The sequence below is a fragment of the Caproiciproducens faecalis genome, from assembly GCF_019448085.1.
GTDB lineage: Bacteria > Bacillota > Clostridia > Oscillospirales > Acutalibacteraceae > Caproiciproducens > Caproiciproducens faecalis.
Genome location: NZ_JAGFNZ010000002.1, coordinates 862,083 through 873,856 on the forward strand (window position 1 = coordinate 862,083; position 11,774 = coordinate 873,856).

The following is an 11,774-nucleotide window of genomic DNA, read 5'->3' on the forward strand; positions in this document are numbered from 1 at the left end:
TCTTATCTTACTGCTTTCCTGTGCCGAAAAGTGTCCCTATTTGTACGCCGTCGAAAAGCTGGTACAGCGTCTTCGGATCGGCGCCGCTCATGACACAGCAGGGAATACCCGCTTCGTTCGCAATGGCGGCCGCGCTCACCTTGGTGCTCATCCCGCCCGTTCCCCGGTTGGAGCCGGTGCCACCCGCCAGCGCGCGGATTTCATCGGTCACCTGCGCCACATAGGGAATCCGCTTTGCGGCGGGGTCAACGCGGGGATTCGCGTCGTACAGCCCGTCAATATCCGTCAGAATAATCAGCAAATCCGCGTTCGTCAAAACGGCGACCGTTGCGGACAGCGTGTCGTTGTCGCCGAAATTGTTCCCGACCAGCTCGTCGATGGCAACGGAGTCGTTTTCATTGACCACCGGTATAATGTCCATTTTTATCAGTTCGCTGAAGGTATTCTGCGTATTCTTCTTGTTGTGCTCGTTCGCGACCACGTCGCCGGTCAGGAGCACCTGAGCCACCGTGCGGTTGTACTCGCCGAAAAGCTTGTCGTACATAAACATCAGCTCGCACTGGCCGACCGCGGCGACAGCCTGCTTCTTTTCCGTTTCCTGCGGGCGCTCCGGTAGACCGAGCTTCCCCACGCCGACGCCGATGGCGCCGGAAGTGACAAGGATGATTTCCCTGCCGGAATTCTGAAGGTCGCTCAGAACTTTGCACAGCGTCTCCATTCGGCGCAGATTCAGTTTTCCGTTTTCATAAGTAAGGGTGGAAGTCCCCACCTTTACAACAATTCTTTTTGCCTGTGTTACAGCCGACATGTTCGATTCTCCTAAAATTTTTATACCCTAAATTATATCATAATCCGCCAAGGTTTTGAAGAAATATATTGTAAACGAAAGAGGAATTCTGTAAAAAAACTCCCGGAACTTTCATTCCGGGAGTTTTGCTTCATCAAAATCTGGTTCAGTCCTTCAAATCGCGTGGCTTGTTGGTGTTTGCAATAAAGCCGTTGCTTGCGCGGGGACGGTCCTCCCTGGGACGGTCGTCGTGGCGGCGGTCATCGCGGCGGGGCATTGGACGGCGGGGCGAATCGGAAATTTCATTTTCCGGAGTCAGCCCTTCAACCTCAATCAAAGCATCGCGGCGGGAAAGGTTCAGCCTGCCCTTGTCGTCTATTTCAAGCACCTTGACCATGACCTCGTCGCCGACATTGACAACATCCGTCACCTTCTCGGTGCGCTTGACGTCCAGACGGGAAATATGCACAAGGCCCTCTTTGCCCGGCGCAATTTCTACAAACGCGCCGAAGTCCATGATGCGGGTTACCTTGCCGTTGTAAATCGCGCCCGGCTCAGGGTCGTTCACGATTGTGTCGATAATCGTCATTGCGCGCTGGCAGTTTTCCGCGTCGATGCCGGAGACAAAGACATGTCCGTCCTCTTCCACATCTACCTTAACACCGCACTCCGCACAAATCTTCTGGATTACTTTGCCGCCGGAGCCGATTACTTCGCGGATCTTCTCCACCGGAATCAACGTGGACAGCATCTTCGGAGCGTACTTGGAAAGTTCCTTGCGCGGCTCCGGAATCGCCTTGAGCATGATTTCGTCAAGAATATAATCTCTTGCGTGGTGCGTTTTCTCCAACGCTTCCTTAACCATTTCAGGGGTAAGGCCGTCGATCTTCAGGTCCATCTGAATCGCGGTGATGCCCTCATGGGTACCGGCAACCTTAAAGTCCATATCGCCGAAGAAGTCCTCAAGACCCTGAATGTCAACCATGGTCATCCAGCGGTCACCCTCGGTGATAAGTCCGCAGGAAATACCGGCGACGGGCGCCTTGATCGGCACACCGGCAGCCATCAGCGCGAGCGTAGAGCCGCAGATGGAAGCCTGGGAGGTGGAACCGTTGGAGGACAGAACCTCGGAAACAAGGCGGTAGGCATACGGGAATTCCTCAACAGACGGGATAACCGGGACAAGCGCCCTTTCCGCAAGCGCGCCGTGACCGATTTCACGGCGGCCCGGGCCGCGGCTCGGCTTTGTTTCGCCTACGGAGTAGGACGGGAAATTATACTGGTGAATATAGCGTTTGCTTTCTTCTTCGTCAATGCCGTCCAGCATCTGGCAGTCGCTCACGGGGCCGAGGGTTGCGACGGTCAAAACCTGAGTCTGGCCTCTGGTAAACATACCGGAACCGTGTACGCGCGGCAGAAGGTCAACCTCCGCTGCGAGCGGGCGCATGTCATTCATTCCTCTGCCGTCCACGCGCTTCTGCTCATCGAGCAGCCAGCGGCGGACAATATATTTCTGCGTTTTATACATGCATTCGTCGATCTTGGCCGCCTGGTCGGGGTAGACCGCATCGAATTTCTCATGTACCTTTTCGTAAATCGGCTTCAGTCTTGCGTCACGCACGCTCTTGTCGTCGGTGTCCAGCGCAACCTTGACTTCGTCCATGGCAAACTCTTTAATGGCACTGAGCATTTCCTCATTCGGCTCGTTACTCGGATAAGAGAATTTCTCTTTGCCGATTTCGGCCTGAATGCCCTTGATAAACGTAATGATTTTCTGGTTGGCTTCATGACCGGCCATAATGCCGTTGTACATCACTTCATCGCTGACAATGTCCGCGCCCGCCTCAATCATGGCGATACGGGAATCGGTGGAAGCGACGGTGACAGCCATTTTTGAGGCCTTGCGCTGCTCGGAGGTCGGGTTAATCACATACTGCCCGTCCACATAGCCGACGGAAACCCCGGAGATCGGGCCTTTCCACGGAATGTCGGAAACGCTCAGCGCAATGGAGGTACCCACCATAGCGGCAATTTCCGGCGCGCAGTCGTGGTCTACCGACATGACCGTGCAGACGATGGAAACATCGTTGCGCATATCCTTCGGGAACAGCGGACGAATCGGGCGGTCAATCACACGGGAGGTCAGAATCGCCTTGTCGCTCGGGCGGCCCTCACGCTTAATATAGGAACCCGGAATTCTGCCCACGGAGTAGAGCTTCTCCTCAAAATCCACGGAAAGCGGGAAAAAGTCCACGCCCTCGCGGGGTTTGGCGGCTGCGGTAGCCGCAACATGCACTACGGTTTCGCCGTAACGGACCAGACATTCACCGTTTGCAAGCTGCCCCATTTTTCCGGTCTCGATTACGAGCGGACGTCCTGCAAAGTCTGTCTCATAAACTTTAAAATTTTCAAACATAGTATTCCTCCATTTTCATTTTATTGATACGGGAGGAAACAGGTTTAGCAATAAAACCAGCATCCGGACTCCGGCTGTTCGTTTCACTGCTAAGTCCCGCATCCTTCCCATAAAAAATTTGCGGTTGTTCACAAAAAGCCTAAAGGCAGGCGGTTTGCACCACCTGCCCAAACAGACTGTAATTATTTGCGGATACCAAGCTTTGCAATAATGGTACGATAGCGCTCAATGTCGGTGTTCTGCAAATATTTGAGCAGGTTCTTTCTTGAGCCAACCATTTTTAAAAGGCCGCGGCGGGAGTGATGATCTTTCTGATGGGTTCTCAGATGCTCGGTCAGGTCGGTGATTCTCTTAGTGAGAACCGCAATCTGAACCTCTGCGGAGCCCGTGTCGCCCTCATGCATGGCATACTCTTTAATGATTTCTGTTTTCTCAGCTTTTAACATAGTGTTTCCACCCTTTCATATTTTAACCCTCAGTCGCAGAAAAAGGCTGGTGAATTCCCCAAAGGGGCTTATTCCTTAATCCGGGAAAGGGGCATAATGCTGTTTTATTATATCATGCCGATTTTGGTTTGTAAATCATTTTATGTTGCGTCAGAAGAAAATCCCCCGTTTTTACGGAAATACGCTCTTGCCTGCTCCCCGTTTTTCAGGATTTCCGTTTTCAGCTCGTCCAATCCGGAAAATTTCTGTTCCGGGCGAAGGAACTGAACCAGATCCACGCGCACGGTTTCCCCGTAGATATCCGGCCCGTGGTAATCGGTCAGCCAGGTTTCCGCCAGAACCACAGGCGAACCCACCGTGGGCTTGATTCCCACATTGGTTACGCCGCAGTACCACGCTCCGCCGAAAGAAACTTTGGAAATATAGACGCCGAAACGCGGAAGGACAAAGTCCTTTGGCACCGCCTGGTTCAGCGTGGGGGTGCCCAACTCGCGCCCGAGCCGACGGCCGTGCAGCACCGGCAGAAGGTAGCCGTAGGGTCTTCCCAGCAGCCGCGCCGCCTCGTCCACGTCGCCGTTTGCGATCATCCCGCGGATACGGGTGGAGCTGACCGGTTCGCCGTCCAGCAGAACGGCGTGGGTCACCGCGGTTTCCATCCCGCGCTCCCCGCACAGACGAGTAAGCATTTTGCTGTCCCCTTTTCCGCCGCAGCCAAAAGTAAAATTGAAGCCGCAGCAGACTTTTTTTGCGTGGCAGACCGTCTGAAGAATTTCGTCCACAAACTCCTGCGCGGACAAATCCTTGACCGCCGCAAAATTCAGGATATACAGCTGTTCTACGCCAAATTCCTCAAGCAGGCTGATTTTCTGCTCCTGCGTGATAATTTCGCCGCCCGCGCTTCCGCCCAGATCGGTGAGCGGGTTGTGCGCAAAGGTGAGCACCGTTGGAACAAGGCCCTTTTTCTTCGCTTCCACCGCTGTGGAGATCACCTTTTTGTGGCCGATATGCAAACCGTCAAAGCTGCCCAGCGCAACGGCAGAGTCGCCAAAGGAGGGCGTCAAATCGTAGTAAACTTTCATCATGCTATTTTCTCCAGTATCAAGACTTGCAAACTCCGGTTCCATTCAGAAGTCGGTTCCGGTTTCACAGAAAAGCCGCAGCACCGAAAGCTCCGCCTTTTCTCCGTCCACGGCGCCGAGTCCCAGAAAAACCCCGTCCGGGGAAAGCACCCGCAGCGTGGAACCGTCCGCCCTGTCCCGCGGCAAAGCCGAAAGACGCTCCAGGCTGAGTGCTCCGCCGTTTTGGAACCGCCGCGCCTGCGCAGCCGTCACCTGCAGCGCGGGCCGGGTGTAAAACAGGCTCTCGGTCGGCCTGACCTTTTGCTCCAGCGTTCCCTGTTCGGAAAGAAGCTTCGCTTCGTCCAGCGAGACCGCGTCCTCCAGTGAAAATCCGGCGGCTCGCGTCCTCCTCAGTGAGGACATCACGCCGAACGTCCCCAGCTTTTCCCCAATATCCGCGCAAAGAGTCCGTATATAGGTACCCGCAGAACAGCGTACGGTCAGAACCCCGCTCTGCGTGTTTTCATCAAATTCGTTTAAAACAAGTTCGTAAATCGTGACCGGGCGCTTGTCGCGCTCCACTTCTATCCCCTGCCGCGCAAGGGTGTAAAGCCGCTGTCCATTCTTCTGCACCGCGGAGTACATCGGCGGAATCTGCCAAATATTTCCGCGGAAATAGGGCAGCACAGCTTCTATTTGGGACTTTGGTACTTTTTCACCGCATTCCTGAAGCTTTTTGCCGGTGGTGTCCTGTGTGTCCGTACAGTACCCCAGCTGAAACCCGGCGCGGTACTCCTTATCCGTATCGTCCAGCAGCGCGGCGGCCCGCGTCGCCTTTCCCAAAAGCAGGGGCAGCACCCCGGTGGCCATTGGGTCAAGGGTGCCGGTGTGGCCGATTTTCTTCTGTCCGCAGAGGCGGCGCATCACCGCCACCACGTCAAATGAGGTGAAGTCCTGTGGCTTGTCTATCACAATGACCCCGTTCATGGCTTCCCTCCCGTCGTTCTGTGAGCCTTACAGATGTTTGCCGATTTCCGCGAGCATCTGCGACTCCGCTTCCTCCATACTGGTGTTGAAGGTGCATCCGGCGGCGCCGGCGTGTCCTCCGCCGCCGAAAACGGCGCAGATTTCAGAAGCGTTCTGGGGCGGCTGCGCCCGCAGAGAAATTTTGTAACCGCCGTCTGATTTTTCACGGATGGTGACTCCGATCATCACGCCCTCGATTGCGCGGGGAATGGAGGCCAGTCCCTCTATATCGCCTTCGGTGGCGCCGGTGCTTTTTATCATTTCATTGGTAATTTTAATGACCGCGACACGGTTGTCGTAAAAATAGCGGATAGTGTCCATCACGCAGCGCTCCATCCCAATCCGGGCGCGGCTTTTCGTGTCGAACATCACGCGGTTGATCCGGTGCCCGTCTGCGCCCTTTTCCACCAAATCCGCGGCAATGCGGTAGGTGGCGGGGGTTACGTTGATGTATTTGAAGCAGCCGGTGTCCGTGGTAATGCCCGTATAGAGCGAATCCGCAATGACGGAATCGATTTCGACACCCAGCAGATTGAGCAAATCAAAGATGATTTCACAGGTCGCGGCCGATTTTGCGTCCAGACAGGTGCGTTTCGCGTAATCGGAGTTGGAGGGGTGATGGTCGATGCACAGATCGATTTTATCCCCGTAAAGGCTCCGGTTCGGTTCCCCGATCAGCTGCAGGTCGGCAATGTCCACCGCAACAATTGATTCCGGGGTAAACTCTTCTTCTTTGACCCCGCTGAAAAGGTACTGATATTTCGGCACGATTGAGTCGGAGCAGCGGATCATGGCGTGTTTCCCCATTTTCTGCAAGCCCCGGCAAAGCGCGGTGGCGGACCCCAGCGTGTCGCCGTCGGGGTACTGGTGACTTAAAATCAGGATGTGATCCGCTCCCCGCAGAAAGTCGGCCGCCTCGTTACGGGTCATCATTTCTTATCACCCCTTAAATCGTTGAGCATCCGTGAAATATTTGCACTGTATTCGATGGAGTCGGTGGCATTGAAGGTAAGCTCCGGCACATGCCTGAGCTGAAGCCGCGCGCCAAGCTCATGACGGATAAAGCCGGACGCCGACTTCAGCCCGGTAACCGCCTGCTTTGCCCGCTCCATCCCCTCCATTGCGCTGACAAAAACCGTGCAGTAAGATAAATCGCTTGTGACGTCCACCCGGACAATACTGATTAATCCCTGTACCCGCGGGTCTTTCAGCTCGCGGAAGATCGCCGTCAGTTCCCTTTTAATATCCTCGGTGGTCCGTCCCATTCTGTGGCTGGCCATTTTCTACCTCCGTAAATTATACACTCTCAGGATTATTCCCTGTATTCCTCCATCACAAAGGCTTCCAGAATATCGCCTTCCTTAATGTCGCTGAAGCGCTCCAGACCGATGCCGCAGTCGTAACCCTCGGCAACCTCTTTCACGTCGTCCTTGAAGCGGCGCAGAGAAGCAATCTTATCCTCTGTAATGACAATTCCGTCACGCACTACGCGGATTTGCGCGGCGCGGGTAATTTTTCCCGTGGTAACGTGGGAACCCACAATGGTGCCCACATTGGTAATTTTATAAACCTCGCGGCACTCGGCCTTGCCCAGAGCCACTTCGCGGAACTTCGGCGCGAGCATGCCCTTCATGGCGGACTCGATTTCGCCGATGCAGTCGTAGATGATGCGGTACAGGCGCATATCCACGCCGTCGCGCTTGGCGTTTTCCTCCGCAACCGGGTCGGGGCGAACGTTAAAGCCGACGATAATTGCGTTGGAAGCGGAAGCAAGCATGACGTCGGATTCGCTGATGGCGCCTACGCCGCCGTGAATCACGTTTACGCGGACTTCCTCATCGCTCAGCTTCTCCAGCGACTGGCGCACCGCTTCCACGGAGCCCTGCACATCGGCCTTTACAATGATCTGCAGTTCCTTCATGTCGCCCTGCTTCATCTGGTCGAACAGATTGTCAAGGGTGACCTTGGTGCGGGAATTAAAGCGCTCTTCCTTCATTTCGGTGCGGCGCTGCTCCACCAGTTCCCTGGCAAGACGTTCGTCGGATACGGCGTTGAAAATATCGCCGCCGGTCGGCACGTCGTCCAGTCCGGTGATCTCGACCGGAACACTGGGGCCGGCCTGTTCAATCTTCTGTCCGTCCGCGTTCGTCATTGCGCGCACGCGGCCGACGGTGGTGCCGGCAACGATGATGTCGCCGGTGCGGAGCGTACCGTTCTGAACCAGCATGGTTGCAATCGGGCCGCGGCCCTTGTCGAGCCTTGCTTCAATTACGGTACCCTTGGCGGCACGGTCCGGATTGGCTTTCAGTTCCTTTATGTCCGCTGTCAGAATAATCATTTCCAGCAGGTCTTTAATACCGGCCTTGGTTACGGCCGAAACAGGGATACACGGCGTGTCGCCGCCCCACTCCTCCGGAACCAGTTCGTACTCCGTCAACTGTTCCATGACATGCTGCGGATTGGCGCCGGGTTTATCCATTTTGTTGATTGCAACAATGATGGAAACGTTTGCGGCCTTTGCGTGGTGAATCGCTTCTATGGTCTGCGGCATGATGCCGTCGTCCGCGGCAACTACCAGGATGGCAATATCCGTTACCTGCGCGCCTCTGGCACGCATAGTGGTAAACGCGGCGTGACCCGGGGTGTCGAGGAATGTGACCTCCCGGTCTTCCAGTCTTACCTGATAGGCGCCGATATGCTGGGTAATGCCGCCGGCTTCGGAAGCGGTGACGTTCGCGTGGCGGATGGCGTCCAGCAGGGAGGTCTTTCCGTGGTCAACGTGACCCATTACGACCACAACGGGCGCGCGCGGTACAAGATTATCGTCCTTATCCTCACTGTCGTCGATAATCTGCTCCTCGATGGTGACGACGACTTCCTTTTCCACCTTCGCGTGGAATTCCATGGCAACCAGCGTGGCGGTGTCAAAGTCGATGGTGTCGTTTACTGCGGCAAACACGCCCAGAACCATCAGCTTTTTAATGACTTCGGCGGCGGTTGCCTTCAGACGGAGTGCCAGTTCCCCAACCGTAATTTCCTCCGGAATCTGGATGGTGATCGGCTTTGCCTTGCGCTCGAGCGCAATACGGCGCAGACGCTCCGATTCCGTCTCCTTGCGGGAATTCCTCGGTTTGCCGCGATACTGGGTGCTGCGCTGAGTCAGCTTCTGCTTCTGCACGGTGTTGGCCGTGTTGATTTTTTCGGAAGCGAGGCGATCATATTTTTCGTTGTATTTATCAAGCTCCACATGAGAAGTTCTGGTGTCGACAATTCTGCCTTCCGTGCGCTTAATCGCTGCATTGGGGTCGGTGTTGACCGGCAGGGGTCTTCTCTGAACAGGCTGCTGCTGCGGTCTGGGCGCGGCCGGAGCCTTCGGCGGGGTCGGCTTAGGGCCGACCGGGGTAATCTTGCCCGGCTTTACAGCCTTGCGAACCGGTTTCTGGTCCGCGGCCGGTACCCCCGGAGCGGCATGTGACGGCTGCGCGGGTGCTCTCTGCGGCTGCTGCGCGGCCTGAGCCGGGCGCGGGGCGCTCACCTGCTGCACCGCCGGACGGGCGGCGGGTTGTTCCGGCTGGATGATGACATCCGGTTTTTCCGGTTCCACCACGGTTTCATTGCGGTTTGCCTGCGCGAAATACACATCAAGGTTTTCGCTGCTGTTCTTCTGGGTAAATGTTTCAAAAACGAGGTCAAGCTCGTTTTCATCAAGAGCCGTCATATGTTTTTTGGTTTCGCCAGTATACTTTTCCAAAGTGTCAATAACATCCTTGTTCGGAATGTTTAAATCCTTTGCCACCTCATGGACCCTGTACTTCATCATCATATATCAAATTCCTCCTCATTACTCAGTTCCCGCTGCCTGTGCCCGGGAAAGCTCAAGCAGCTTCTTAGCGAACCCTGCGTCATTCACCGCTACAACTCCGGTTCGCTTCCCTAGAGCCATGCTGATTTCGTCCATTGTTGCCCCGCAGCTTGCAACCGCGGTTCCTTCTTCTTCGGCTGCCTGCCGAACCCCTCCGGCTGTTCGTGGTGAAAGATCCGCCGCAAGCAGCACCAGTCTGGTGCTTCCCTTCCTCAGCGATTCTATCGCCGCGTCATTGCCCAGTGAAAGCCTTCCGGCCCGGCGGGCAATGCCGAGAAGATGTAAGATTTTTTCATTCATTCCGGCTGATTTCCTCCTCCATACGGTCAAATACCTCATCGGGGATTTTACAGGAGAAGGCTTTTTCAAATCTTCTCGCTTTTCGCGCCGCTTTCAGGCAGTTGATGTTCCTGCATACATATGCGCCGCGCCCCGGCTTGCGTCCTGTCAAATCAAGAGATATTTCCTGTTCGGGTGATTTCACCACCCGTACAAGCTCTTTCTTCGGTTTCATTTCTCCGCACCCCGAGCACATCCGCATCGGTACTTTTTTTTCATGCATCACACACACCGCCTATCCAAAAAAGAATTTACTTTGCCTCTTCTTCTCCGAAGAAGCCGCTCTCCGGCTTAATGTCTATTTTCCAGCCGGTCAGCTTGGCGGCAAGGCGGGCGTTCTGCCCCTTGTTGCCGATCGCAAGCGAGAGCTGGCCGTCCGGCACGGTCACGCGGCAGGCGTGGGAGCCGTCCTGCGCCGGGGTAACGGAAACGACATCCGCCGGGGACAGCGCGGAGGCGATAAACTGCGCCGGGTCCTCGCTGTACTCCACAATATCGATCTTTTCGCCGCCCAGCTCGTTCACAATGTTGGAAACGCGCGCGCCGCGGGAGCCGATGCAGGCGCCGACGGCGTCTACGTCCGGATTGTGGCTTAGAACGGCAATCTTTGTGCGGGAACCCGCTTCACGGGAAACCGCTTTTATTTCCACCGTGCCGTCGTAAATTTCAGGCACTTCGGTTTCAAACAGTCTTTTGACCAGGTCGGGGTGGACGCGGCTAATCATGGCGCGCGGCCCCTTTTCGGTCTCTTTTACGTCAACCACATACACCTTGATGTGGTCGCCTTCCACTAATTTTTCATCGCCGACCTGCTCGCTCTTCGGCAGAACGGCCTCGGCCTTGCCGATGATCAGCGTTGCCGCGCCGGTGCGCGGGTCAACCCGCTCTACCAGGGCGCTGACCAGCTCCTGATGCTTGCTCTGGAACTCCTGCATCATCTGGCCGCGCTCCCCGTCGCGGATCCCCTGACGGATGATGTTGCGGGCGGTCTGCGCCGCAATACGGCCGAACTCCTTGGTGTTCAGCTGAACGCCGACAATTTCGCCAATAGCTGTTTTCGGGTCGATTTTGCGGGCGTCCTCCAACAGGATTTCTTTTCCCTGGTCGCTTATGTCCTCAACGACGGTTTTGCGCAGATAAACTTCAAACGTTCCTTTTGCCGGGTCCATGTTTATCACACAGTCCTCGTTGCCGTAGCTGTTTTTGCAGGCCGTGACAATCGCCTTTTTAATCCTGTCGAGCATAAAATCAACAGGAATGCCCCTTTCTTTTTCCAACAGTGCAAGGGCCTCGAAAACTTCGCTGTTCATTCCTCAATACCTCCAACAATATCATCATCCACCAACCGCACCGACGAGGCATCTTTCGCGGCAAGTGAAATCGTTACGCCTTCCTCTGTCTGAAGGACCATCGTATTCTCTTTGTAATCTTTTAATACGGCAAGCAGCTCGCGCCGGCCGTCCTCCTGCGGACGGATCAGCTTTACGCGCACCACGGCGCCCACAAAAGCCAGAAAGTGCTCTTCGCGCACCAGCTCCCGGTCGATTCCCGGGGAGGAAACCTCCAGACAGTACGACTGGTCAATGGGGTCAAGGTCGTCAAGCGGCCCGTTAATTGCGCGGCTCATCGCCTCGCAGTCCTCAATGCCCACTCCGCCTTCCTTGTCGATAAAAATACGCAGAAACCAGTCGGCTCCCTCTTTCAGGAAGCGTACATCCCAAATGGAAAGCCCCAAACCGGCCGCGATCGGCGCGGCAAGTTTCCAAACCGTTTCAACGGTATTTCCGTTCTTTTTCTTATAAGCCAACCCTGTTCACCTCATTATACAAACAAAAGAGCG

At 55.5% G+C, this 11,774-nt stretch carries 12 protein-coding genes; all 12 read right to left on the reverse strand.

The genetic code is table 11. The annotated features are described in order from the left end of the window. Positions 1-7: 7 nt before the first annotated feature. A complete protein-coding gene (gene proB, locus J5W02_RS08530; RefSeq protein WP_219965234.1) occupies positions 8-808 on the reverse strand; it encodes a glutamate 5-kinase in 801 nt (266 codons plus the stop codon). Positions 809-953: 145 nt separating this feature from the next. Next, complete coding sequence (locus J5W02_RS08535; protein ID WP_219965235.1) at positions 954-3,203, reverse strand: polyribonucleotide nucleotidyltransferase; 2,250 nt, start codon at positions 3,201-3,203, stop codon at positions 954-956. 182 nt (positions 3,204-3,385) lie between these two features. Continuing rightward, the gene (gene rpsO, locus J5W02_RS08540) at positions 3,386-3,649 is read right to left on the reverse strand and encodes a 30S ribosomal protein S15 (protein WP_219965236.1); all 264 of its coding nucleotides are present in this window, start codon (positions 3,647-3,649) and stop codon (positions 3,386-3,388) included. A 140-nt stretch (positions 3,650-3,789) separates the two neighbouring features. Further along, on the reverse strand, positions 3,790-4,731 hold the full coding sequence (gene ribF / locus J5W02_RS08545; protein WP_219965237.1) for a riboflavin biosynthesis protein RibF: 942 nt from the start codon (positions 4,729-4,731) through the stop codon (positions 3,790-3,792). 42 nt (positions 4,732-4,773) lie between these two features. Beyond that, positions 4,774-5,694 carry a tRNA pseudouridine(55) synthase TruB gene (gene truB / locus J5W02_RS08550; RefSeq protein ID WP_219965238.1) on the reverse strand — a complete coding sequence of 307 codons (921 nt, stop codon included), beginning with the start codon at positions 5,692-5,694 and terminating at the stop codon, positions 4,774-4,776. A gap of 27 nt (positions 5,695-5,721) precedes the next feature. Continuing rightward, positions 5,722-6,666: a DHH family phosphoesterase gene (locus J5W02_RS08555; protein WP_219965239.1), complete on the reverse strand. Its 945-nt coding sequence runs from the start codon at positions 6,664-6,666 to the stop codon at positions 5,722-5,724. Beyond that, positions 6,663-7,013, reverse strand: coding sequence for a 30S ribosome-binding factor RbfA (gene rbfA, locus J5W02_RS08560; protein ID WP_219965240.1), 351 nt, complete (start codon positions 7,011-7,013; stop codon positions 6,663-6,665). Before rbfA ends, J5W02_RS08555 begins: the two co-directional genes overlap by 4 nt. Positions 7,014-7,045: 32 nt before the next feature. After that, a complete protein-coding gene (gene infB / locus J5W02_RS08565) occupies positions 7,046-9,556 on the reverse strand; it encodes a translation initiation factor IF-2 (RefSeq protein WP_219965241.1) in 2,511 nt (836 codons plus the stop codon). An 18-nt stretch (positions 9,557-9,574) separates the two neighbouring features. Continuing rightward, a complete protein-coding gene (locus J5W02_RS08570) occupies positions 9,575-9,895 on the reverse strand; it encodes a L7Ae/L30e/S12e/Gadd45 family ribosomal protein (protein WP_219965242.1) in 321 nt (106 codons plus the stop codon). Then, complete coding sequence (gene rnpM / locus J5W02_RS08575) at positions 9,888-10,157, reverse strand: RNase P modulator RnpM (RefSeq protein ID WP_255575632.1); 270 nt, start codon at positions 10,155-10,157, stop codon at positions 9,888-9,890. The genes J5W02_RS08570 and rnpM overlap by 8 nt, the downstream gene beginning before the upstream one ends. A gap of 28 nt (positions 10,158-10,185) precedes the next feature. After that, on the reverse strand, positions 10,186-11,244 hold the full coding sequence (gene nusA, locus J5W02_RS08580) for a transcription termination factor NusA (protein WP_219965244.1): 1,059 nt from the start codon (positions 11,242-11,244) through the stop codon (positions 10,186-10,188). Next, positions 11,241-11,741: a ribosome maturation factor RimP gene (locus tag J5W02_RS08585; RefSeq protein ID WP_219965245.1), complete on the reverse strand. Its 501-nt coding sequence runs from the start codon at positions 11,739-11,741 to the stop codon at positions 11,241-11,243. Before J5W02_RS08585 ends, nusA begins: the two co-directional genes overlap by 4 nt. Between the last annotated feature and the right edge of the window lie 33 nt (positions 11,742-11,774).